21 protein-coding genes are annotated in these 23380 nt (G+C 73.8%); 12 read left to right on the top strand and 9 right to left on the bottom strand.

Going from position 1 to position 23380, the window contains the following annotated elements:
- Positions 1 to 12 precede the first annotated feature (12 nt).
- The 6 genes from ABEB07_RS36395 to ABEB07_RS36370 all read right to left on the bottom strand — a co-directional run bounded on the left by ABEB07_RS36395 (position 13) and on the right by ABEB07_RS36370 (position 9700).
- Complete coding sequence (locus tag ABEB07_RS36395; protein ID WP_345672329.1) at positions 13 to 3033, bottom strand: alpha-mannosidase; 3021 nt, start codon at positions 3031 to 3033, stop codon at positions 13 to 15.
- A gap of 76 nt (positions 3034 to 3109) precedes the next feature.
- A complete protein-coding gene (locus ABEB07_RS36390; RefSeq protein WP_345672327.1) occupies positions 3110 to 5125 on the bottom strand; it encodes an endo-beta-N-acetylglucosaminidase in 2016 nt (671 codons plus the stop codon).
- Entirely contained in the window at positions 5122 to 6387 is a 1266-nt protein-coding gene (locus tag ABEB07_RS36385) for a glycoside hydrolase 5 family protein (RefSeq protein ID WP_345672325.1), read from the bottom strand. Before ABEB07_RS36385 ends, ABEB07_RS36390 begins: the two co-directional genes overlap by 4 nt.
- A gap of 47 nt (positions 6388 to 6434) precedes the next feature.
- A complete protein-coding gene (locus ABEB07_RS36380; RefSeq protein ID WP_345672323.1) occupies positions 6435 to 7409 on the bottom strand; it encodes a carbohydrate ABC transporter permease in 975 nt (324 codons plus the stop codon).
- Positions 7406 to 8398, bottom strand: a complete 993-nt coding sequence (locus tag ABEB07_RS36375; protein WP_239146515.1) for a carbohydrate ABC transporter permease — start codon at positions 8396 to 8398, stop codon at positions 7406 to 7408. Before ABEB07_RS36375 ends, ABEB07_RS36380 begins: the two co-directional genes overlap by 4 nt.
- 6 nt (positions 8399 to 8404) lie before the next feature.
- Complete coding sequence (locus ABEB07_RS36370) at positions 8405 to 9700, bottom strand: ABC transporter substrate-binding protein (protein WP_345672322.1); 1296 nt, start codon at positions 9698 to 9700, stop codon at positions 8405 to 8407.
- A 270-nt stretch (positions 9701 to 9970) separates the two neighbouring features.
- Here ABEB07_RS36370 and ABEB07_RS36365 point away from each other — a divergent pair, with 270 nt between their 5' ends.
- The gene (locus ABEB07_RS36365; RefSeq protein WP_164585431.1) at positions 9971 to 11017 is read left to right on the top strand and encodes a LacI family DNA-binding transcriptional regulator; all 1047 of its coding nucleotides are present in this window, start codon (positions 9971 to 9973) and stop codon (positions 11015 to 11017) included.
- Positions 11018 to 11709: 692 nt separating this feature from the next.
- On the opposite strand, the gene ABEB07_RS36355 is transcribed toward ABEB07_RS36365, so the two are convergent.
- Entirely contained in the window at positions 11710 to 12132 is a 423-nt protein-coding gene (locus ABEB07_RS36355) for a nuclear transport factor 2 family protein (protein ID WP_176147134.1), read from the bottom strand.
- Positions 12133 to 12310: 178 nt separating this feature from the next.
- Between ABEB07_RS36355 and ABEB07_RS36350 the strand changes: the two genes are divergently transcribed.
- A complete protein-coding gene (locus ABEB07_RS36350) occupies positions 12311 to 12883 on the top strand; it encodes a PadR family transcriptional regulator (protein WP_345672321.1) in 573 nt (190 codons plus the stop codon).
- A gap of 55 nt (positions 12884 to 12938) precedes the next feature.
- Here ABEB07_RS36350 and ABEB07_RS36345 read toward each other — a convergent pair whose 3' ends face one another.
- Both ABEB07_RS36345 and ABEB07_RS36340 read right to left on the bottom strand, forming a co-directional pair.
- Positions 12939 to 13496, bottom strand: a complete 558-nt coding sequence (locus tag ABEB07_RS36345; RefSeq protein ID WP_345672320.1) for an ATP-binding protein — start codon at positions 13494 to 13496, stop codon at positions 12939 to 12941.
- Positions 13497 to 13534: 38 nt separating this feature from the next.
- The gene (locus ABEB07_RS36340; RefSeq protein WP_345672318.1) at positions 13535 to 14437 is read right to left on the bottom strand and encodes a hypothetical protein; all 903 of its coding nucleotides are present in this window, start codon (positions 14435 to 14437) and stop codon (positions 13535 to 13537) included.
- A gap of 831 nt (positions 14438 to 15268) precedes the next feature.
- On the opposite strand from ABEB07_RS36340, the gene ABEB07_RS36335 reads away from it, so the two are divergent.
- The 10 genes from ABEB07_RS36335 to ABEB07_RS36290 all read left to right on the top strand — a co-directional run.
- Positions 15269 to 16924, top strand: coding sequence for a PP2C family protein-serine/threonine phosphatase (locus ABEB07_RS36335; RefSeq protein ID WP_345672317.1), 1656 nt, complete (start codon positions 15269 to 15271; stop codon positions 16922 to 16924).
- A complete protein-coding gene (locus ABEB07_RS36330; protein ID WP_345672316.1) occupies positions 16921 to 18030 on the top strand; it encodes a cobalamin B12-binding domain-containing protein in 1110 nt (369 codons plus the stop codon). Before ABEB07_RS36335 ends, ABEB07_RS36330 begins: the two co-directional genes overlap by 4 nt.
- The gene (locus ABEB07_RS36325; protein ID WP_345672315.1) at positions 18027 to 18362 is read left to right on the top strand and encodes an STAS domain-containing protein; all 336 of its coding nucleotides are present in this window, start codon (positions 18027 to 18029) and stop codon (positions 18360 to 18362) included. Before ABEB07_RS36330 ends, ABEB07_RS36325 begins: the two co-directional genes overlap by 4 nt.
- A gap of 58 nt (positions 18363 to 18420) precedes the next feature.
- Positions 18421 to 18771: an STAS domain-containing protein gene (locus ABEB07_RS36320; protein WP_345672314.1), complete on the top strand. Its 351-nt coding sequence runs from the start codon at positions 18421 to 18423 to the stop codon at positions 18769 to 18771.
- Positions 18772 to 18845: 74 nt separating this feature from the next.
- Positions 18846 to 19241 carry an ATP-binding protein gene (locus ABEB07_RS36315; protein WP_345672313.1) on the top strand — a complete coding sequence of 132 codons (396 nt, stop codon included), beginning with the start codon at positions 18846 to 18848 and terminating at the stop codon, positions 19239 to 19241.
- An 87-nt stretch (positions 19242 to 19328) separates the two neighbouring features.
- Complete coding sequence (locus tag ABEB07_RS36310) at positions 19329 to 20177, top strand: STAS domain-containing protein (protein ID WP_425589143.1); 849 nt, start codon at positions 19329 to 19331, stop codon at positions 20175 to 20177.
- Positions 20174 to 20542: an STAS domain-containing protein gene (locus ABEB07_RS36305; protein ID WP_164583335.1), complete on the top strand. Its 369-nt coding sequence runs from the start codon at positions 20174 to 20176 to the stop codon at positions 20540 to 20542. The genes ABEB07_RS36310 and ABEB07_RS36305 overlap by 4 nt, the downstream gene beginning before the upstream one ends.
- Positions 20539 to 20958, top strand: a complete 420-nt coding sequence (locus tag ABEB07_RS36300; RefSeq protein ID WP_176147143.1) for an ATP-binding protein — start codon at positions 20539 to 20541, stop codon at positions 20956 to 20958. Before ABEB07_RS36305 ends, ABEB07_RS36300 begins: the two co-directional genes overlap by 4 nt.
- Positions 20946 to 21992, top strand: a complete 1047-nt coding sequence (locus ABEB07_RS36295; RefSeq protein WP_345672312.1) for an ATP-binding SpoIIE family protein phosphatase — start codon at positions 20946 to 20948, stop codon at positions 21990 to 21992. The genes ABEB07_RS36300 and ABEB07_RS36295 overlap by 13 nt, the downstream gene beginning before the upstream one ends.
- Positions 21989 to 23380: sensor histidine kinase (locus ABEB07_RS36290; protein WP_345672311.1), on the top strand; the 1392-nt coding region annotated here is incomplete at its 3' end. The genes ABEB07_RS36295 and ABEB07_RS36290, both read left to right, overlap by 4 nt.

Raw genomic sequence — 23380 nt, 5'->3', positions numbered from 1 at the left:
CGGCCACGGTCATCAGGCGCGCCGGAAGCGCAGCGTCACCAGCTCGAACGGGCGCAGCCGTACGGTGATCCGCTCGCCGTCGTGCTCAGGGGCGGCGGCCTCGGCGAGCGGCCGTTCCAGCAGGTCCGTCGCCGTGACCCCGGCGTGGGCGAAGCCGGCCGTCAGGGTGGCCCGGGCCCGGCCGCCGTGCGCCTCGTGGAAGCGGACCACCACGTCGCCGCTGCCGTCGTCGGCGAGCTTGACCGCCGTGACGACCACCGCCGGGTCGTCCACCGTCACCAGCGGGGCGACCTCGCCGGCCCCGGTCAGGCGCCGCTCGGGCACGTTGATCCGCCAGCCCTCGCGGACCGCGTCGCCGATGTCCGCGCCGGGCGCCAGGGCGTGCCGGAAGCGGTGGACGCCCTGGTCGGTCTCCGGGTCGGGGAAGCGCGGGGCGCGCAGCAGCGACACCCGGACCGTGGTGGTGGTGCCCCGGTCGCCGTCGGCCCGGACGGTACGGGTCACATCGTGGCCGTACGTCGAGTCGTTGACGATCGCGACGCCCCAGCCGGGTTCGGCCACGTGCACGAAGCGGTGGTTGCACGCCTCGAACTTGGCCGCCTCCCAGGAGGTGTTGGTGTGGGTGGGGCGGTGGAAGTGCCCGAACTGGGTCTCGGAGGCGTACCGTTCGGCGTGCACGTCCAGCGGGAAGGCGAGTTTGAGGAACTTCTCCGTCTCGTGCCAGTCGACCTCCGTGTCCAGCACCAGCCGCCGTTCCCCGGCCGCCAGCGACAGCACCTGGGTGACGCGGGAGGCGCCGAAGGACCGTACGATCCGCACCGAGGCGCCGTCCTCACCCGCGGTGACCTCGTCGGCGTCGGTCAGGTCGGTGACCGTGTTGCGGTAGAACTCGTCCACGTCCCAGGCGTCCCACATGTTCGGGAAGTCGGGGTGCAGTTGGAGCAGGTTCGCGGCGCGGCCCGGGGCGACGGTCTCCCGGTCGGCCTCCAGGTCGTAGGCGGAGACGACGAGCCCGCGGGCGTCGACCGCGATCCGCAGCAGGCCGTTGTCCAGGACGTGTCCGCCGTCCTCGCGGGGCGTCAGCCGGGTGCCGCCCGGGGCGGCCGGGGCGGCCGCGCCGCCCGCCGGGACGCCGGCGCGGGGGTGCGGGGCCGCGTTGAAGACCAGTTCCGTCGTGCCCTCGCCGGCCAGCGCGCGCTGCGCGGCCTCGGTGATCGCGTCCAGTTCGGCGGCGATCCGGTCGTAGGTGGCGCGGGCCTCGCGGTGCACCCAGGCGATGGACGAGCCGGGCAGGATGTCGTGGAACTGGTGCAGCAGCACCGTCTTCCAGATCCGGTCCAACTCCTCGTAAGGGTACGGGAATCCGGTGCGGACGGCGGCGGTCGCCGCCCACAGCTCGGCCTCGCGCAGCAGGTGCTCGCTGCGCCGGTTGCCCTGCTTGGTCTTCGCCTGGCTGGTGAGGGTGGCGCGGTGCAGTTCGAGGTACAGCTCGCCGACCCAGACGGGCGGTTCGGGGTACTCGGCCTCGGCCTTGTCGAAGAAGGCGGCCGGGGTCTCCCACTCCACGCGCGCCGAGCCCTCCAGGTCGCGCAGCCGGGCCGCCTTGGCGACCATCTCGCGGGTGGTGCCGCCGCCCCCGTCGCCCCAGCCGGTGGGCGCCAGGGAGTGCCGGGCGACGCCCTTGTCCTTGAAGTTGCGGGCCGCGTGGGCGATCTCGCCGCCCTTCATGGAGCAGTTGTAGGTGTCCACGGGCGGGAAGTGGGTGAAGATCCGGGTGCCGTCGATGCCCTCCCACCAGAAGGTGTGGTGCGGGAACCGGTTCGTCTGCGACCAGGAGATCTTCTGCGTCAGCAGCCGGGTGGAGCCGGCCGCCTTGATGATCTGCGGGAGTCCGGCGGCGAAGCCGAAGGTGTCGGGCAGCCACGCCTCGTCGTTCTCGATGCCGAACTCGTCGAGGAAGAACCGCTTGCCGTGCACGAACTGCCGGGCCATCGCCTCCGAGCCGGGCATGTTGGTGTCGGACTCCACCCACATGCCGCCGGCCGGCACGAACCGCCCGTCCGCGACCGCCTTCTTCACCTTCGCCCATACCTCGGGCCGGTGCTCCTTGATCCAGGCCCACTGCTGCGCCTGGGACATGGCGAAGACGAAGTCGGGCTCGTCCTCCAGCAGGGCGGTCATGTTGGAGGTGGTGCGGGCCACCTTGCGGACGGTCTCGCGCAGCGGCCACAGCCAGGCGGAGTCGATGTGCGCGTGCCCGACGGCGCTGATCCGGTGCGCGGAGGGCACCGCGGGCGCGGCGAGGACGCCGGTGAGCCGCGCGCGGGCGCGTGCGGCGGTGCCGTTCACGTCCTGGAGGTCGACGGCGTCCAGGGCGCGGTCCACGGCGCGCAGGATCTCGTGGCGGCGCGGGGAGTCCACCGGCAGCTCGCCCATCAGCTCCCCGAGGACCTCCAGGTCGATGACGAGCTGCCACACGGTCTCGTCGAAGACGGCGAGGTCCATGCGGGTGAGCGTGTACTGCGGGTCGCTGCCAGCGGTCTCCTTGTCGCCGAGCCGGGTGGGCAGGAAGGGGTGGTAGTCGAGGATGACCGGGTTGGAGGCGGCCTCGACGTGCAGGCGCACCTGTTCGCCGCCCGCGACCGGCGCGCCGATCCGCACCCACTGGTTGCGCGGGTTGAGGCCCTTCACGGGGGTGCCGTCGGGCCGGTAGACCAGGCCCTCGCACTGGAAGCCGGGCATGTTCTCGTCGAAGCCGAGGTCGAGCAGGGCCTCCACCGTCTTCCCGGCCCACGCCTCGGGGACGGTCCCGGTGACCCGGAACCAGCTGGTGCCCCACGGAGCACCCCAGCGGGCGCCCACCTCGATCGGCGCGGGCTCGGCGGCCAGGCCCTCGGCGACCGGCACCGGCTCGCCGGGCGCGTGCCACACGGCCACGTCCAGCGGGACGGACTCGGGGTACACGGCGGGGCGGACGCGCTCGTCCAGGACGCGCTTGAGGCGGGCTTCGACCAGGCTGCGGTCGTCATGCATGCGGGATGCTCCGTAGGTCGTACGTCAGCGGGCGGATCGGCGGGTGGTTACCGGGGTGCGGGGCACCGGGTGGGGGTCACCAGGCGCGGGTGACGGTCGCGGGGGCCGACGAGGTGTACAGCTCCCCCACCGCGCGCACTTCCAACCGTGCGGCGCGTTCGCCCGGCGCGGGGGTGAGGCCGCCGGCGAAGTGGGCGCGCTGGCAGGTGCCGCCGAGGAAGCGGCGGGTGCCGTCGGGCAGCACGCGGTGCACGGTGTAGTGGCGGACCGTGCCGGGCGCCGGGTGGTTCCAGGCCAGGCGCAGGTCGCCGCCGGACGCGGCGGTGATCCGCGCGCCGGTGGGGGCGGCCGGGGTGGTGGCGCGGTCGCGGACGGCGAGCCGGCCGAGCCGCCAGCGCACCGGCCCGCCGTCGGCGGCGGTGAGGCGGACGCCGAGCGCGTGCACGGTGCCGGACAGGCCGGTGAGCCGGACGGCCGTGGTCCGCCAGCCGTCGCCGCTCCCGGCGGGCAGCGGGAGATACGTGTACGGTGGGGCCGCCCCGGCCGCGTCCGGCTCGGCGGTGGCGACGGCCAGCTCGACCCGCACGCCGCCGGTCTCCGCGCGGTGGGTCAGCTCGACCACGGTGTCGGGGCCGATCGGCAGCCGGGTGGCGTACAGGTCGAGCACGGCGGGCTCGTCGAGCGCGCCGGCCACCAGCACACTGCTGCCGCCGCGCCAGGCGTCGGCGAAGTCGAAGGCGACGGTGGGCCGTTCGCCGCCGGTGCGGACGACCCAGCGGCGGGACGGCAGCCGGTCCTGGAGGCCGAGGTGGTTCCACGGCGTGTCGGAGGCGACCGCGCCGTCCTCGTACCAGCGCAGTCCGTGGCCGGTGCTGAAGACGCTCGCGAACGGCAGCGAGGTCACGGTGGAGCGGTCGGCGACAAAGACGGCGGGGGCCCGCCAGCGGTCGGTGGTGTCGGGGCGGGCCGGGTCCAGGGAGCGGCCGGTCCAGAACCGGTCGTCGGCGGCGTGGAAGTCGTCCGGGGTGTGGCCGGCGGGCAGGTGGTTGCGGGTCTGCTCGGGGCGGTAGAGGCCGAGGGAGGTGGTGTGCGGGGCGTCGGCGGGCACGATCGCGTCCCAGTCGACGGAGGTGTCCGGGCCGTTCGACTCCACGTCGACGCCGGCCCACAACTCGTAGCGCTCGCGCCCCAGTTGCTCCGCCTTTCGCCCGGAGGCGGCGAGGGTGCCGGCGCTCCAGCGGAAGTCGAGGAACATGGCGTCGGCGGCCTGGAACAGGGCCTGGTTCTGTCCGTTCAGCGCGCCCTGCCAGCTCACCGAGCCGTTCACGGTCATCGCGTCGTACCAGGTCACCCGCTGCCCCTTGGCCGCGGCGAGGGCCTTCAGCTCCTTGACGAAGCCGAGCATGGCGGCGCCCAGGGCGCTGTCGCCGCCGCCGGTCTCGGCGTTGACGAACCAGCCGTCGAAGCCGTACGCGGCGGCGACGGCGACGAGTTGGGCGGCGAGCGGGTAGTGCCCGGCGGCGTCCCGCTGCACGAGGTCGCGCGTCCACTGGAGCTGTCCGCCGTAGGCGGCGGGCGGCAGGAAGACGTTGCCGAGGACGGGCACGCCGTGCCGGTGGGCGGCGTCCACGATCGGCGCGATCGGGGCGAGGATCAGTCCCTCGCCGGACGAGCCGCCCCAGAAGACCAGTTCGTCCAGGTACGCCCAATGGGTGAGGGCGTAGGAGTCGGCGGTGGCCGAGCCCTGCGACGGGTTGCCCGCGGTGGGCCCGAAGGAGACCAGGGACTGGATCCGCGCCTGGTCCGCGCGGGCGGTGGCGTTGGCGGGGACCGGGGTGAAGCGGGGGGCGAGCGGGACGGCGGCGGCGTTGAAGGCGAGATCGGCGTCGGCGGCGGCGCGCCAGCTCTTGAGGCTGCGCCAGGTGATGCCGGCGCCGGGGCTGCCGGCGGGCAGCGAGTCGGGGTACCAGTAGGAGGTGTACGGCTGGAGGGCGGCCGCGGCCCTCGGGGCGGCCGTCGCGGTGGCGGGCAGGGCGGGCAGCAGCGCGGAGCCGGCGGCGGCGAGCAGCACGGTGCGTCGGGTGGGGTTCACGAGCGGGGGCCTCCTTGCGGGTGGGGGAGTACCTGGTCGGACGTGACGACTTCGGTGATGCCGCGGGCGGACAGATGGGCGCCGTCGGCCGCGTGGGTGTCGAGGACGGTGGTGGGGCGGGCGCCGTCGGCGGTCAGCCGGAAGAACGCCTCGAACACGTCGCCGCCGGGTGCGCAGCGGGAGCGGGCGGCCGGGTCGGCGGGGACGGTCAGGGCGGTGGTGCGCGGGGCCGGGGCGGTGGGGCGCTCCCGGGCGGCGCGTGCGGCGCGGGACAGGGCGCGGGCGATGTCCTTGGGCCGGCGGTCGTTGGTGAGCAGGCCGAGGCTGTATTCGAGGTCGGGGAAGTCGGCGAGGCGGCGGGAGACGTCGTGCGAGCACCACCAGGTGACGCCCCACAGGTCGGGGCAGTCCAGGGCGGCGGCGACGGTGGCCTCGGCGAAGGCGGCGGCGTGCTCGGCGGGGATCAGCGGGGCGGGCGCGCCGACCTCCTGGAGCCAGACCGGGCGGTGCGGGTCCTCGGCCCACGCCTTGCTCAGCTCGATCAGGTAGGCGGCGTGCTGCTCGGTGGGCACGGAGGTGCGGCCGTGGCGCTGGGCGGTGCCGTTGAAGACCCAGGAGTGGACGGCGGTGAGGGCGCCGTGCCGGGCGGCCTGGGCGGGGGTGAACGGCATGTCGTCGCGGTACCAGGTGGCGTCGTACTCGGCGTGCAGGTGGAGCTTGCCGGGGGCGCCCTTCTCGCAGGCGGTGAGCATGCGTTCCAGCCAGGCGTCGATCTGCTCGGCGGTGGCCCGGTCGGGGTCGGGGTGGGGGGCGCCGGAGAACTGGTTGATCTCGTTGCCGAGGGTCATGCCGAGGAAGTGCGGCCGGTCGGCGAGGGCGGCGGCCAGGGTGCGCAGGTAGGCGGCCTGGCCGTCGAGGACCTCGGGGTCGGTGAACAGGTTGCGGCGGTGCCAGGTGCGGGTCCAGGCGGGCAGGAAGTCGAAGCTGGACAGGTGTCCTTGCAGCGCGTCCACGTTGACGTCGAGCCCGCGTTCGCCGGCCGCGTCGACGAGCTGGACCAGCTGTTGCACGGCGCGGGGGCGGATCAGGGCGCGGTCGGGCTGGAAGTAGGGCCACAGCGGGAAGACGCGGATGTGGTCCAGGCCGAGCGCGGCGATGGAGTCGAGGTCGGCGCGGACGGCGTCGAGGTCGAAGTCGAGCCAGTGGTGGAACCAGCCCTGGCTCGGGGTGTAGTTGACGCCGAAGCGCACGGCAGCAGGCATACGGGGTCCTTGCGGGGTGGGGTACGGCGGTCGGGGCGGCCGGGGTCTCAGCCCTTGACGGCGCCCTCGCCGACGCCGCGGAAGAAGAACCGCTGGAGGCAGGCGAAGAGGGCGATCAGCGGGGCCACGGCGATGACGGTGCCGGCGGCGACGAGGCGTTCGTCGCCCGCGAAGGTGCCGTGCAGGTAGTTGAGGCCGATGGTCAGGGTGAATCTGGAGGGGTCGCTGAGCACGATGAGCGGCCACAGGAAGTCGTCCCAGGCGCCCATGAAGGCGAAGATCGCGACGACGGCGAGGGTGCCCCTGACCGAGGGCAGCGCGATCCGCCAGAACCGCTGCCACACGTTCGCGCCGTCGACGTAGGCGGCTTCCTCCACCTCGTAGGGCAGGTTGCGGAAGGCGTTGCGCATCAGCAGCACGTTCAGGGCGGCGACGGCGCCGGGCAGCACCACGCCGACGAGCGTGTTGTTCAGGCCGAGTTCCCGCATCGTCGTGAACTGGGCGATGATGATGCCCTCGGCGGGCACGAGCATGGCCAGCACGAAGACCAGGGTGGTCGCGCCGCGGCCCCGGTAGCGCAGCCGGGCCAGCGCGTAGCCGGCGAGGGCGGAGCCGACGCAGTTGGTGACGACGTTGGCGGCGGCGACCTTCAGGGAGTTCAGGGCGTAGTCCCACACCGGGATGGTGTCGGCGACCCGTTCGTAGTTGTGCAGGGTGGGATGGCCGGGCAGGAACTTGGGCGGGGAGCTGAAGATGTCCTCGGTGGGGCCCTTGAGCGAGGTGGACAGCTGCCACAGGAACGGGCCGACGGTCAGGGCGAGGACGGCGAGCAGCAGCGCGTAGCGCAGGACCAGCTCCCAGACGGGGACGCGGCGGCCGTTCTCGTCGGTGAGGCGGGACCTGCGGGTCCGGGCGGCGGGTGGCCGCGCGGCCGGTGCGGCGGGTGGCCGCGCGGCGGAGGGTTGCGCGGCGGGTGGCTGCGCGGCGGGTGGCTGCGCGGCCGGGGTGTCGGCGGTGCTCATGACTCCTCCTTCCGGTCGGCGCGCAGGACGAGCAGCATCAGGACGACGGTGACGACGAAGACGACCAGGGAGAGGGCGGAGGCGTAGCCGACCCGGCCGGACAGTCCGGTGCCGGTGCGCTGGACGAGCATGACCAGGGTGGTGTCCTCGCCTGCCGGTCCGCCGCTGGGCCCGGCCATCAGGTACACCTCGGAGAACACCTTGAAGGCGGCGACCGAGGAGAGCGCGGCGACCAGGACCATGGTGGAGCGGACGGCCGGCACGGTGACGGTGAGGAAGCGGCGCACCGCGCCCGCGCCGTCCACGGCGGCCGCCTCGTGCAGTTCGCGCGGGACGTTGGCCAGCGCGGCGAGGTAGACGATCATGTAGTAGCCGAGGCCCTTCCAGACCGTGACGGTCATGGCGCTGATCAGCAGCAGCCACTGGTCGCTGAGGAAGCCGACCCGGTCCAGGCCCACGGTCTGCAGCAGCGCGTTCACCAGGCCGCGTTCGTCCAGCAGCCACACCCAGATCAGGCCGACGACGACGATCGAGGCGACGACCGGGGTGTAGAAGGCGGACCGGAAGAAGGCGATGCCGGGGATGTTCTTCTGCACCAGCAGGGCGAGCAGCAGCGGCAGGATCACCAGGGCGGGGACGACGCCGGCGATGTAGAGCACGCTGTTGCGCAGGGCGATCCAGAACATGTCGTCGTGCAGCAGCTCGCGGAAGTTGGCGAGCCCGACGAAGCGGCCGGGGACAAGGGTGCGGCGGTCGGTGAAGGCGTTGGCCACCGTGGACAGGAACGGATAGAGGATGAACACACCGGTGACGAGGAGCCCCGGGGCGGCGAACAGCCAGGGGCTGGTGGGCAGTTGGCGGCGCACCCGGATCACGGGCAGCCGCGCCGGGCGGCGGCCCGTGAGCCGGGCCGGCCGGCGGACGGTGGGGCGGGCCGGGCGTGCGGGGCGGGTCCGGGGCACGGCCGGGGTGGACCGGGTGGGGGGCATGGTCGGTCAGCCCTGCTGCTGGAGGAGCAGGTCGCACGCCTTGACAGCGTTGTCGAGCGCTTCCTTGGGGCTCTGCTTGCCCTGGAGCGCCTTGGCGACCTCGTTGCGCAGGGCGGTCTTCATCTGCTCGCTGAACAGCACGGGCGTGTAGTTCACCGCGTTCTTCAGGGACTTGGCGGCGGCGACGCGGACCCGGGTCTCGTCGGTGCCGTCCTCCTTGGTGAAGTACGGGTCGTCGAGCGAGCCGGCGGTGCTCGGGAAGATGGCGACCTTCTTGGCGAACGACATCTGGTGCTCGGCGTCGGTGACGTAGTGCGCGAAGGTGACGGCGGCGGGGGCGCGCTTGGTGCGGGAGTTCACCATCAGGCCCATCACGTACATGTTGACGTGGCCGGTGCTGGTGATCTGGTCGGTGATGCCGATGTTCTTGTACAGGCTCGGCGCCTGCTTCTTGAAGTGGTCCAGGTCCAGGGCGCTGCCGGGGTTCATGGCGACGGCGCCGGTGAGGAACTTCTTGCCGGTGGACTCGGGGGTGGCGGTGAGCACCTGCGGATCGAGCGCCTTGGCGTCGTACAACTCCTTGTACTTGGTGAGGAGTTCGATGCCCTTGGCGTCGTTGAAGGCGAAGCCGGTGCCGGCCTTGTTCATCAGGGACGAGCCGTAGCGGCCGAAGTCCTCGATGGTGGGCACGTTGGCCAGGGTGGCGACCTTGCCGCCGGACTTGTGCGCCAGCTGGAGCGCGTCGGCGAAGAGTTCGTCGTACGTGCGCGGCGGTTTGGCGGCGTCGAGGCCGGCCTGCGCGAAGAGGGTCTTGTTGTAGAACAGCGGGCCGGTGTTCAGGTACCAGGGGAAGGCGTACGTCCCGGTCATGCCGGGGACCTGGTGGCCGGCCCAGGCGCCGGGCAGGTACTCGGACCGGTACTTGGCGGCGGCCTTGTCCAGGTCCAGCGCGAGGCCCGACTTGGCGAGCGGCGCTGCCAGGTCCGGGGAGACGTTGACGACGTCGGGCAGGGTGCCGCCGGCCGCGTCGGCGCTGATCTTGTCGGCGTAGCCCTCGGCGGGCTGGTCGATCCACTTTACGTGGGTGCCGGGGTACTTCTTCTCGAAGTCGGCGATCAGGCCCTCGAAGTAGTCCTTGAAGTTGGCGCGCAGGTTCCAGGTCTCGAAGGTGATGTCGCCCTCGACCTTGCCGGAGGCGTCGGCCGTGGCGCCCCCGCCGCCGTCGGAGGAGCCGCAGGCGCTCAGCGGCAGGACGAGGGCGGTGACGGCGGCTGCGGCGAGTGCTCTGCGGGACATGGGCACGGTGACACGGCTCCCTTGCGGCGTCGGCGGCGGGTTGCGAATCGTTTCGGCAGCGACGATGCACGCCGATTCATCGGGAAGTCAATGGATGAGGTGCCACTAAAGCGATTAGTTGGACGTAGGAGCAGGTCAGAGGGATGTCGGTGATGACTTGCCAGTACAGCTAATGCGCTTTAGAGTCCCGATCTGACTTCTTTCACTCAAGCGCTTTAGCGATCACCGCGTCGCGGGCTACGGCGATCACCGCGGCGCGGGGAAATGAGGACGTACATGCCGGCCAAGCGGTCTCCGGCGCGCCGGCCGACGATGAAGGACATCGCGCGCCGCGCCGGTGTCTCCGAGAGCGCGGTCTCCTTCGCGCTCAACGGCCGGCCCGGTGTCTCCGAGGTCACCCGCGACCGGGTCCGCCGGGTCGCCGAGCAGCTCGGCTGGCGGCCCAGCACGGCGGCCCGCGCGCTGTCCGGCGAGGGCGCGGCCACGATCGGCTTCGTGCTGGCCCGGCCCGCGGACACGCTCGGGGTGGACTCCTTCTTCCTGCAACTGGTCTCCGGCATCCAGGAGGTGCTGGCCGAGCGCCATCTCGGGCTGCTGTTCCAGGTGGTGGAGGACCTGGCCGACGAGTGCGCGGTCTACCGCAGATGGTGGGCCGAGCACCGGGTGGACGGCGTCCTGGTGGTGGACCCGCGCACCGACGACCCGCGTCCGGACCTGCTCGACGAACTCGGGCTGCCCGCCGTGGTGATCGGCGGCGCGCCGGACGAGCGGCACCCTGGCCTTTCCACCGTGTGGGCGGACGACGCGGGCGCGATGGCGGCCGTGGTGGACGGGCTCCACGCGCTGGGCCACCGGCGGATCGTGCACATCGCGGGGCTGTCCGGCCTCGCCCACACCCAGCGCCGGATCCGGACGCTGCGCGCCGAGGCCGGGCGGCGCGGGCTGACCGGCGTGGAGTCGGTGACCACCGACTACTCCGACGCCGAGGGCGCCGCCGTCACCCGCCGGGTCCTCGGCGCGCCCGCTCCCCCGACGGCGCTGATCTACGACAACGACGTGATGGCCCTCGCGGGGGTCGCCACCGCCGCCGAACTCGGCTTCTCCGTCCCGGCGGACGTGTCGGTGGTGGCCTGGGAGGACTCGGCCCTGTGCCGGATGGTCAGGCCGTGGCTGTCCGCCCTGTCGCGGGACAGCGTCGAGTTCGGCCGCACCGCGGCCCGCGAACTGACCGCCCTCCTCGACGGCGGCCCGGCCCGCACCGTGCGGGTGCCGGTGCCCCGGCTGATCGAACGGGAGAGCACGGGGGCGGCCCGCGCCAGGTGACGGCGGCCGGCCCCGGTGAGAGCGCGGTGCCGCCCAGAGCGGTGGGCCGGAACCGCACCTCGCCGCGGTGCGCGGGGCGCCGCTCCAGACTCCGCCAGGTCGCGTGCGAGTCGGGCTCCTGGTCCAGGATCTCCGCCTCGACCTCGCCGTGCACCGGGCCGACGCTCACCTTCCGCGTCCGGGCCGTGGACGACTCGGGACGGCTGGTCGCCGACGGGGAGATCGACCGGGCGATCGTCAATCGCGAACGGTTCCTCGGGGCGGCGACGCGGGCGTAGGGCCGGTCCGGCACTTCGCCCTCCGCGCGGCGGTGGCCATGGCGGCGGTGGCGCTGCCGCTCGTGCTGTCCGGGCGGGCGGAACTCGCGGTCTATGCCATGCTGGGCTCCTTCACCACCCCGTTCGGACGCAATCCGCCCCGTCCGCGCCGCGGTCGCGCCCCGGCGCCGACGCCACGCGGCTCGGCGGCCTCGGGGCCGCGCTGCCGCTCTTCTCGTTCGCCGTCGCCGCCAACGGTTCGGCGACCGCCGCCGACGTCCTGCCCCGCACCGCGCTGGCCGCGGTGGCGTCGCTGGCGGCCTGGGCGCCGGCCGTGGCCGGCCGGCTGGTGCATCCGGAGCGGCCCCAGCGCCTCGCCGTCGCCGCGGCTTCCGCACCGCGCGTGGGAGTGACCCCGCCCCACCCCGGCGCCGCTCATTCCCCGGCCGTCTCCTCGCTCGCCCCGCTCGCTTCGGCGGCCTCCCGGGCGATGCGGTCGAACTGCGCGCCCATGGCCTCGGCGAGCGCCTGGGCGGCCGACAGCGGCCGGACCATGACGGTGAAGTCGTCGATCTTGCCCTCCTCGTCGAAGTGGAGGAAGTCGCAGCCCTGGATCCGCTTGCCGGCGACCGTGGCGGTGAAGACGAGCGCGTGGTCGCGGCCGTCCGGGTCGGCGATCTCGCGGACGTAGGCGAAGTCCTCGAAGACGCGGAGCACGCCGCGCAGGATCGCCGCGGTGATCGCCTTGCCCGGGTACGGCGTGAAGGCGACCGGGCTGGTGAAGACGACGTCGTCGGCGAGGAGCGCCTCGACGGCCGCCGTGTCGCGGTTCTCGACGGCCTTGCGGAACGGATGCACGGTGCCACCCCTGGTCAATTAGTTGAATAGGTGTACCGGACAGTAGGGGCGTGCCGGACGGGTTGTCCACCCCTGCCCACACCCCCGCTCACCCCCCGTCCCCTCCCCCGCGCACCCCCGGTCAGTCGCCTCGATCGGTCCCCTCCTTGCCTGGTCAACGGCGTGCTAGCTTGCGGCCATGGCTTTGCGCAACGCGGTGATGGCGGCGCTCCTCGAAGGAGAGGCGTCCGGCTACGACCTCGCCAAGGGGTTCGACGCCTCCGTCGCCAACTTCTGGACGGCCACCCCCCAGCAGCTCTACCGGGAGCTGGAACGCATGGCGGGCGAGGGGCTCATCGCCGCCCGGGTGGTCGAGCAGGAACGCCGGCCGAACAAGCGGCTGTTCTCGCTCACCGAGGCCGGACTGGAAGCCGTGCGCGCCTACGTCGCCGAGCCGCCGGGCCGGCCGACGGCCATCCGGGACGAACTGATGGTCAAGGTGCAGTCCGCCGACGTCGGCGACCTCACGGCCGTACGGACGGCGATCGCCGCGCGCGTCGAGCGGGCCGGGGCCAAGCTCGCCCGGTACGAACGGCTCCAGGAACGCCTGCTGGACGGGCGCACGGAGGAGGAGCACTTCGCGCGGGCCGAGCGCGTCGGGCCCTATCTGACGCTGCTGCGCGGCATGGCCTTCGAGCGCGAGAACATCCGCTGGGGCGAGACCGCGCTCCGCGTCGTCGAAGGACGACTGGCCCCGGAGAGCCGTCCGTGAGCACGGTGGCCGCGCCGCGCCGGTAGGCCGCCCGCCGGCAGGCGTTCCCGGCGCGCTACGCGCGGGCGCGCCCGGGCAGGGCGTCCGCGCCGGCGTCCTCGTCCGGCGCGGACAGGTCGCTGAGGAGGTCGGGCAGCAGCCGCCGCGCGGTGGGGGTGAGCGTCCACCGCGCGGACCCGGCGGCGCCGCCGACATCGCAGAGCGCCGGCCCCGCCGGGGTGTCGCGGACGGCCCCCGCCACGGAGAGCACCGCGAAGCAGCGTTTCCCGCCGTCGGTCGTCTCGGCGCCGCTGAACAGGCAGCACGCCTCGACCAGCGCGAGCCCGCGGCCCCGCTCGTCGTCCACGTCCGCCTCGCGCCTGCGCGGCAGCCGCGGGCTGTCGTCGTGGACCTCGACCACGAGGAAGGACCCGGTCAGGGCGACCTCGGCGGTCATCCGGCCGCCCGCGTGCACCAGGCCGTTGGTCAGCAGTTCCGAGGCCACCAGCTCCAGACGCAGGTGCGCCTCCGCGTCGAGCGGTACGCCCCAGGACCGTACCGCGGCACAGATCCTGCCGCGGGTCCTGCGTACGTCGGCGGCGGTGGCTTCGAGGGTGAAGCGGGCTCGGGGCATGGTGTGTTTCCTCGGGCATGGGGGGTGGGCGTGCGGAGTCAGTCGCCGGGGCGCCGGGCCGGACGGTCGGGCGGCTCGGCGACCGAACTCCCGTTCCAGCAGACGCCGTAGATCCCGGGACGGCACTTGGCGGGCAGGATGTGCACGCTGTGCGAGGCGTCCAGGGCCAGCGGCCGGACGTTCTCCCGCGCCGCCCGGGAACTGTGCCGGTAGTAGCCGTAGACGGCCGGGGGCGGGTTGCGGGGGTGGAAGAAGACGTGCAGCAGGTACTGCCGCACCGGTACCGGCAGGGTGCGTTCGTGGTGGTCGGAGGGGTTCCACCGCGGGCCGACGTCGAGCGCGTACTCGACGATCGCGGTGTCGCCCCGGCGCAGCTCGCGCCCGAAGCCGATGTCGATGACCGCGGAGGCCAGTTCCTGCCGGAAGAGCAGGGCCTCCAGGCGTCCGCAGCCGACGGTGACCTGCACGGAGGGCGTGGCGGGGTCGTCCAGGTTGTGGTGGGCGGTCAGCCGCCGTACGCCGTCCCTGGTGGCGCGCACCACGTGACTGACCGTGTAGCGCGCGATGCACCCGTAGGCGTCCAGGTGCACGGTCTCGTGCACGGACAGGCTGACGAGGTGCTCGTTGAAGCGGTAGGCGGCGGCGCCGAGGATCTTCTCCAGGGGGGCGCCGGGGGTCAGGATGCGCGACATCGCCTCGGAGACCCCGCTGTCCGCGGCCACCGCCCGGCCCCGGGGGCGGCGGGGGCTGAGCAGGTTCCGGAGGTGGCCCCTGGGCGTGCCGAGTATGGCCTCGATCTCGGTCACGGCCAGCAGGGACTGGTGGCGCTCGGGCTGGCTGCGGCCGCGCTGCCAGTGGCTCAGCGTCACCGGGCTGACCGAGATGCCCCGGCGGGCGAGATGGTGGTGCAGCCGCTGAAGCGACAGCCCACTGGCCCGCAACGCCCGCTGAAACGCCTCCCCAAAGGTGACCTCGGCACCGCCCACACCCCCGACGGCCCCGGCAGCCCCGCCTTCAGCACCCCCGACAGCCCCTGCGGCTCCGGCAGTCCCGGCGGCTCCGACGGCTCCGACGGCTCCGACGGCTCCGACGGCTCCGACGACGGTCTCAGCGGCCCCGACGCTCTCGGCGGCCCCGGCTGCCCCCACGCCCCCGGCGGCCCCGACGACACCAGCAGCCCCCACGGCCCCCACCGCCCCGGCGAACGCCGCGGTCGCGGCCCCGTTCGCCCCGGTCGTCCCGGTCGTCCCGTCCGCCGTCCCGGGCCGGTCCGCTCGCGGGCCGTGGCCTGGCTGGTTCATGAACGCTCCCGGTCGGCGGGGGGACGATGAGCCGGCAGGACCGCCGTGGTCGCGGGGAGGGCGGTCCTGCCGTGGTGGAGCACCGGCGGGGCGCCGCCGGCGGGTCCTCCACCGCCCCGGCGCGGCTCGGCGAGGTCGTCGCCGGCCGGTGCGGGGTGAGCGGGTGGCGGTGGGAGAGACGGGCCGTGACCACCGCAGAAGAACCTTCCTCTCAGGGGCGCGCCCCTGGCAAGGAGGGCGAACGGAGCAAGAATTAACAGAACCGCGAGGAACTGTTTCCGCCGGTCGCCCGGGCGTCCGGCGGGCGCGCGGGCGAGCGCGCCGCGAGCCCCGCCGGGCGGCGCCGCCGACCGCCCGGACGACCGCCGCGGGGTGAGGGCTGGTTGATGCGGTGCCCGAAGTGCGAGAGGGTGACGGAGCCGTGTCTTCCAGTGGAAGGTGACCAGGCGCGCGGAAGCGGGTCTGAGAATCATGACGAGTGTGGAAGGCTCCTCGCGCTCCGCGCGGGGGCTGCTGTCGTCCGTGGGCGCCTCGTGGATGCGGGCGCCCTACCCGGCGTTGGTCGTCGACGCCCTCGGCTCCGTGGTCGAGATCAACGCGAGAGCGGCCGACCTCTTCCCGGCGGCGATCCCCGGCACGGCGCTCGCCGAGGTCGCGCCCGACTGGCTGGTGGACGGCCACCGGCGTGCGGTCCGGGGCGGGAGCGGCGCCGTGGACACGGTGCGCGGCCGGCACGGCCCGTGGACGCTGGCCGCGCACGCCACGCTCGGGGCGGGCGGCGAGGTGGTGTGGTGGCTGGTCGACGAGACCGACCGGTCGCTGGCCGAGGCGGCGCTGCGCACCGAGCAGGAGCGCACCGCCTTCCTGGCCGACGCCTCCTCCCGGCTGCTCGCCTCGCTGAACGTCGAGCGGTGCATGGAGCTGGCGGTGGAGCTGGCCACCGCGTACCTGGCCGACGCCGCCGTCCTGGTCACGCCCGCCGCCGGCAAGCGGCACCCGCTGGCGAGCTGCGTGGGCGGCGCGGTCGTGCACCGGTCGGTGCGCCTCGACCCGGCCACGGTGCCGGGTCTGGCCGAGGCGCTGCGCGGTTTCCCGCCGGTGCCCTCGCGCTGGATCGACCCGGCGGTGCTGCCCGAGTGGGCGGTGCCGGACGGTTTCGCGGGCCCGGTGGGGTCCGTGGTGGTCACACCGCTGCCGGGGCACGGCGTCCCGGCCGGGGCGCTGATCCTGCTGCGGCGCAGCGACCACGCCGCCTTCGACGCCTCGGAGGAGGTCTTCGCACGGGTGTTCGCCGCCCGGGCGGGCGCCGCGCTGTCCGCGGCCCGGCTGTACCGGGAGCAGAGCGGCATCACGGCCGCGTTGATGGCCGAGCTGCTGCCGCCGAGCCTGCGGCAGGTGCACGGCGTGGAGTTCGCCGGCGGCTACCGCACCTCGACGGACACCGAGCGCGTCGGCGGCGACTTCTACGACGTCCACCCCGGCGCCGGGCCCGGCGACGAGACGCTGGCGGTCCTCGGCGACGTGTGCGGCAAGGGACTCGAGGCCGCCGTGCTGACCGGCAAGATCCGCAGCACCCTCCAGGCACTGCTGCCCCTGGCCGACGACCACCAGCACCTGCTGAGCCTGCTCAACGGCGCGCTGCTGAGCAGCCGGCACACCCGGTTCGCCACCCTGGTGCTGGCCTCGGTGCGGCGCCGGTCGGGCGCCACCCGGCTCCGGCTGACCAGCGCCGGCCACCCGCTGCCGCTGATCGTGCGCGCGGACGGCACGGTGCGGGAGGCGGCGACCTCCGGCACCCTCATCGGCGCGCTGCCCGAGGTCCGGGCGCACACCGCCGAGGTCGACCTCGGGCCGGGCGAGACGTGTCTGCTGTTCACCGACGGCGTCACCGAGGCCCGGGGCGGGCCGCTGGGCGACGCGATGTTCGGCGACGCCCGCTTGCAGGCGGCGCTGGCGGAGTGCGCCGGCATGCCCGCCGAGGCCGTCGTCGAGCGGATCCAGATGCTGGTCGCCGCGTGGATCGGCGACAACCGGCACGACGACATCGCCGTCATGGCGATCACCACTCCCCGCACCACGCACCTGGCGGCGGTGGACGGACGCACCCCGGGCAGGTACACCGCATGACCGACACCACCGCCGTCGAGAACGACGGCGCCGTACTGACACACGCCCGCGCGGCCCTGTGGCAGGCGGTGTGCGACCGCGACGAGTACGCCGCCGGACAGGCCGTGTTCACGGCGCTGGACGCCGGCGCCGCCGTGGAGGACGTCCTGCTGGACGTCGTGGCCGGCGTCCAGCACAAGGTCGGCCGGGAGTGGGCGGCGGACCGGTTCACCGTCGCCCAGGAGCACGCGGCCACCGCGATCCACGACCGGGTCATCGCCGCCATGGCCCACCGCGTCCCGCCCGCGCCCCCGCGCGAGCCGGCCGGCACGGTGACCGTGGCCTGCGTGGACGGCGAGTGGCACGCCCTGCCGGCCCGGCTGCTGGCCGAGGTGCTGCGCCACCGCGGCCACCGGGTGGACTTCCTCGGCGCGCAGGTCCCCACCCCGCACCTGATCGCCCATCTGCACCGGACCGCGCCCGACGTGGTGGCGCTGTCCTCCTCGCTGCCGGTGCGGCTGCCGGACGCGCACAGCGCGATCACCGCGGTGCAGGCCCTCGGGATCCCCGTCCTGGTCGGCGGCGCCGCCTTCGGCGACGACGGGCGCCACGCCCGGCTGCTGGGCGCCGACGCCTGGGCGCCCGACGCGCGCGCCGCCGCCGACCTGCTGGCCCGCGGTCTGCCCCGGCCGGTGCCCGGCGCGATCCGGCAGCGGGTCGACGACCTGCCGCATCTGATCGACCAGGAGTATTCCTTGGTGCTGCGCGGCAAACGGCAGCTGGTCAGGGACACGCTGGCCGGTCTGGAGGAGCGCCTGCCGGCGATGCGCGCCTACACCGAGGCACAGCGCGAGCGCACCGCCGAGGACGTCGCGCACATCGTCGACTTCCTCTCCTGCGCCCTCTACGCCGACGACAGCCGCCTGTTCACCGGCTTCCTGGACTGGACCGGCGACATCCTCGAAGCCCGCCGGGTGCCCGCGCGCGTCCTCGATCCGGGCCTCGCCCTCCTCCAGGACCTGCTGAAGGACTTCCCCCGCTCCCTGGACTTCCTCACCCGGGGCCGTGCCGTCCTGGCCGCCCGTACCGCACCCGCCCGCGTCCCCGAACCCGGCGCCCCGGCATGACCACTCTTCCCGGCGACGCCTTCCTCCTCACCTCGGCCCTGGACGACGACGGCGATGCCCGGATCCGGATCACCGGCGACCTCGACTGGGACACCGCCGACGAACTCACCACGGCGGCCGAGACGTTCCTCGCGGCCGATCCGCCGCCCCGCCGGCTGCGCCTGGACTGCGCCGGGATGACGCTGTGCGACTCCCTCGGCCTGGCCGCGCTGCTGATGATCCACCGCGGCGCGGCCGGGACCGGCACCCGGCTCCACCTGGACAACCGGCCCGCGGCACTCCAGCGGCTGCTGGACGTCACCGGCACCGCGCACCTGTTCACCGAGCCGTGAGCGGATACGGCGGTGCCCCGACTGTCGCGCGGCGGCGACGGCTTGTGAGAATGCCCTGATGAACGACGAACCCGAGATATCCGAGACCGTGCTCGACGGGGTGCGGATCGTCCGCGTGACGGGCGAGTTCGACTCCGACGAGGCCGACGACGCGGCTCGGTGCTTCGCCGTCCCCGCCGAAGGGCCGGCCCGGGCCACCGTGGTCGACCTCGCCGAGGTCAGCTTCGCCGACTCCTCCCTGCTGCACACGCTGCTCACGGCGCGCCAGCGGCACGAGGAGGCCGGGGTGCCGTTCGTCCTGGCCGCGGTGAGCCCGCTGGTGCGGCGGCTGCTGGAGCTGACCGACACCGCCCGCGCCTTCACCCAGGCACCCGATCTCGCGGCCGCCCTGAAGCTGACCCGCCCATGACCGACCGTACGCCGCACCGGCGCCGGCCGTCCCAGGGGCCGGGCGACGGATCCGCGCACGGCGAAGGAGCAGACGTGACCGTCGCAGCACCCGGCACCGACCTGAGCCGGCCGCCCACCGCGGCCGACGCCCGGGACCAGGTCCGCCGCCTGCTGACCACCCCCGCCGCGCAGCCGGCGGACACCGTTCTCGACGACGTCCTGCTCGTCGTCACCGAACTGGTCACCAACGCGCTGCGGCACGGCGGCGGTCTGACCGCCTTCGCCGCCCGGCTCGACGGCGGCGCCCTCGTCGTCAGCGTCACCGACGCCTCGCCCACCGCGCCGCACACCGTGCCGCGCACCGACGCCGCCACCCCGGGCGGGTTCGGCTGGCGCATCGTCCAGCGGCTGTGCCGGCAGGTCACGGTCACTCCCGTCGCGGGCGGCAAGACCATCGAGGTCGTCATGGCGGCGTATCCGGAGGGGTGAGCGGGGCCGAAGAGCGCCCGGGTGGGCGTAGGGCCGTGTGCCGTATCGTCTACCTGGCATATTCGATCGAAGCTTGGCAGGGAAGACGTGACGACAGACAGCAAGATGCCCGTCCTGGTCGAGACACTGACCGCACAGCGTGACGCGTTCCTCGCGCAGTGGACCCAGGCCGTCGGCGAAGACCTCCAGGGCCGGCTGAGCCTGGCCGAACTAGGCCGCGAACTAGGCGAATTGTACGATTCGATCCTGCGCGGACTGAACGCCGCGGATTTCGACAGCCGCGGCGAGCACTTCGCCGAGACCCGCAGTCTGCTGATCGAGCTGTCCCGCAGCCGGGCCCGGCAGGGTTTCACCCCGACCGAGACCGCCCGCAGCGTCTTCTCCCTCAAGGAGGTGCTGGAGCCGTCCCTCGCCGCCGACGGCAAGGGCGCGCAGCAGTACCTCCAGTTCGCCCGGCTGCTGGACGACCTCGGGCTGCTGACGACGGAGGCGTATGTCCGCACCCGCGAGGAGATCATCTCCTCGCAGGCCGAGCAGCTGCTCGAACTGTCCACGCCCGTCGTCAAGCTGTGGGACGGCGTCGTCGGCGTGCCGCTGGTGGGCACGCTCGACTCGGCGCGCACCCAGGTCGTCATGGAGAAGCTGCTCCAGACGCTCGTCGACACCGACTCCACGCACGCCATCATCGACATCACGGGCGTCCCGACCGTGGACACCCAGGTCGCCCAGCACCTGCTGAAGACCGTCGTCGCGGCCCGGATGATGGGCGCGCAGTGCACCATCTCGGGCATCCGCCCGCAGATCGCCCAGACCATCGTGGCGCTCGGCATCGAGTTCGGTGACATCCCCACCAACGCCTCGCTGTCCGACGCGCTGCGCCAGGCGCTGAAGGAAGTCGCCCAGGACGCCGCCGACGACGCGCGGGGCCTGCTGTGACCGACCGCGTCCCCGTCCTCAAGATCGGTGACATCCTGCTGGTCTCCATCCAGGTCGACCTGGAGGACCAGATGGTGATGGACCTCCAGGACGACCTGTCGAACCGGATCGTCGACACCAACGCCAAGGGCGTGATCATCGACATCTCGGCGCTGGAGATCGTGGACTCCTTCGTCGGCCGCATGCTGGCCACCAACGCCTCCATCTCCCGTGTGCTCGGCGCGGAGACCATCGTCGTCGGCATGCGGCCCGCCGTGGCCATGACACTCGTGGAGCTGGGGCTGTCCCTCCAGGGCGTCCGCACCGCCCTGAACCTGGAGCGCGGGCTGAAACTGCTACGCCGGCTCAGCGCGGACCGAGCATGAAGGACTACGGCGCCGCGCTGGCCTCGGCCGACACCGTCTCCGTGGCGAACAGCAGCGACGTGGTCTCCGCCCGGCAGATGGTGCGCACCCTCGCCCAGCGCAGCGGCATGTCGCTGGTCCACCAGACCAAGCTGGTCACGGCGGCCAGCGAACTCGGCCGCAACATGCTGGTCTACGGCGGCGGGGGCGTGGTCCGGGCGGCGACGATCACCGACGCCGGACGCTCCGGCATCTACGTGGCGTTCGAGGACCAGGGGCCCGGCATAGGCGACCTGGACCTGGCGTTGACGGACGGCTGGACCTCGGGCTCCGGCATGGGGCTCGGGCTCAGCGGCGCCAAGCGGCTCGTCGACGACTTCGACATCGACACCGGACCCGGCGGCACCACGGTGCGCATCGTGAAGTGGGGCCGGTGAAAGGCGCGTTGGTCGCTGAGGCGGGCGACGTGCACTGGCTGCGCGCGGACGTCGCCCTGGCGGCGGCGGCGCGCCGCCAGGTGGGGCAGCTCGCCCGCGGCCTGTGCCTGCCCGAGGAACAGGTGGCACGGGCCGAACTGTGCGTGACGGAGATGGCCACCAATCTCCTCAAGCACGCCGTCGACGGCTCCCTGGTGCTGCGCGTGGTGCGCGCGCGGGGCCACGCGGCCGTCGAGTGCCTGTCCCTGGACAGCGGTCCCGGCATCGAGGACGTCCCCCGGGCGCTGCGCGACGGTATGTCCGCCGCCGGCAGCCTGGGGATCGGTCTCGGCGCCATGGGACGCCTCGCCGACGTCTTCGGCGTGCACACCCTGCGCGGACGCGGCACGGTGCTCTCCGCGCGCTTCTGGGCGGACGGCGGGGCCCCGGCGTCCGGCCCGGTGGGAACCAGCGGGCTGACCCGTCCGATCGGCGGCGAGCAGGTGTGCGGCGACAGCTGGGCGGTGCGCACGGTGGACGGGCACGGCCCCGACGCGCTGCTGCTGATGATGTGCGACGGGCTGGGCCACGGGCCGCTGGCGGCCCGGGTCGCCGACCGGGCACGGGAGGTGTTCCGTGACGGTCACCACACGAGCCCGGCGGACGTGCTGGCGGAGATCCACCGGGGGCTGCGCGGCACCCGCGGCGCGGCCCTGGCGATCGCCTTGGTCGACCCGTCCGAACAGCGGGTGCGGCTCAGCGGGGCCGGCAACATCACGGCGCTGGTCGTGGCCGACGGCGCCCGCACCGGGCTGCTGTCCATGCCGGGCATCGCCGGTGTGCAGCTGCCCCGGCCGCGCACCTTCGAGGCGCCGTTCCCGCCCGGCGCCGCCCTGGTGATGCACTCCGACGGTCTCAGCGACCGCTGGAAGCCGGCGGACTTCCCCGGCCTGTTCCCGCAGGACCCGGTCCTGGTCGCCGCGCAGGTCCTCAACCAGGCGGCGGTGCGCAAGGACGACGCGGGGATCGTCGTGGCCGTGCACGGGCGGCCATGACCACCGGTCCGTCCGGCCACGAGCTGGTCACGGTCGCCCTGCGGGAGGGGGGCGACGTCGTCACCCTGCGCCGCTGCACCCAGTCGGCGTGCCGGGCGGCGGGCCTGAAGGGCAGTGCCCTGGTGCGGCTGACGACCGTGGTGAGCGAGGCCGGCGAACACCTGCTGGGCGCCTCAGGACTCATGGCCCGGATCGGCCTGGAGGGGAGCGACGCCGTGCTGCTGGCCGTGCGCTTCGGCTGGGCCGAGGCGCGCCGGCCGCCGGCGACCCTGCTGTCCGCCGCCGCCCGGCTGCTCGACGTGAGCGATCTGCGGCCTGTGGGCGACGGCCAGGAACTCCTCCTCGCCCAGCGCCTTCCCGCGCCGTCGGTCCCTGTCGGCGACCTGGCCGCCGATGTCCGCGGCCGGCTCTCCGGCGCCGACGCGGCGGCCGACCTGGTCGACGCGCTGCGCACCCAGAACCGCCAGCTGCTCGCCTCGCTGGAGGAGTCGCAGCACCAGCAGGAGGAACTCCAGCGTCTGAACGCCGAGCTGGAGGAGACCAACGCCGGCGTCGTGGCGCTCTACTCCGAGCTGGCGAGCGAGCTGGAGGAGACGAACAGCGGTGTCGTCGCCCTGTACGCGGAGCTGGAGGACAAGACCCGCCAGCTGGAACTGGCCGACGAGTACAAGTCCCGTTTCTGGGCCAACGTCAGTCACGAGCTGCGCTCCCCGGTGAACTCCGTCATCGCGCTGGCCCGGCTGCTGCTGGACTCCGCGGGCGATCCGCTGACCGACGAGCAACGGCAGCAGGTGTCCATGGTGCAGGCGTCGGGCAGCACCCTGCTGGCCCTGGTGGACGAGCTGCTCGACATCGCCAAGGCGGAGTCGGGCCGGCTGGAGCCGCATCCGGTCGACGTCGATCTGCGCTCGCTGCTGCACCAGCTGCGCGGCATGCTGCAGAGCACCGCGCAGCCCGGGGTGCACCTGAGCATTCCGGACCACACTCCGCCGCGGCCCCTGGTCACCGACGAGGTCATGGTGACCAGGATCCTGCGCAACGTCCTGTCCAACGCCCTGAAGTTCACCGTCGAGGGGCGGGTGGCGCTGGAGGTCACGGTGGAGGAGCACGAGGGCGTCGACCGCTTCGTCTTCCGCGTCCAGGACACCGGGGTCGGCATCCCGGCCGACGAACTGGAGCGCGTCTTCGAGGAGTTCTACCAGGTGCGCGGACCGCACCAGCGGGGCCGGGCCGGCACCGGCCTTGGCCTGCCTTACGCCCGCCGGCTGACCGAGCTGCTCGGCGGCAGGCTGACCCTGGACAGCGAGGTGGGCGGGGATCTCCACGGCACCCGGGTGACCGTGGAGATCCCCGCGCACCTCGCCCGGCAGCCGGGCGACGCGCCGCCC

It is taken from the genome of Streptomyces similanensis (assembly GCF_039543625.1).
Taxonomy (GTDB): Bacteria; Actinomycetota; Actinomycetes; order Streptomycetales; family Streptomycetaceae; genus Streptomyces; species Streptomyces similanensis.
Note: the sequence above shows the minus strand (reverse complement) of the source record. Positions and strands in the feature narration are given on the sequence as shown.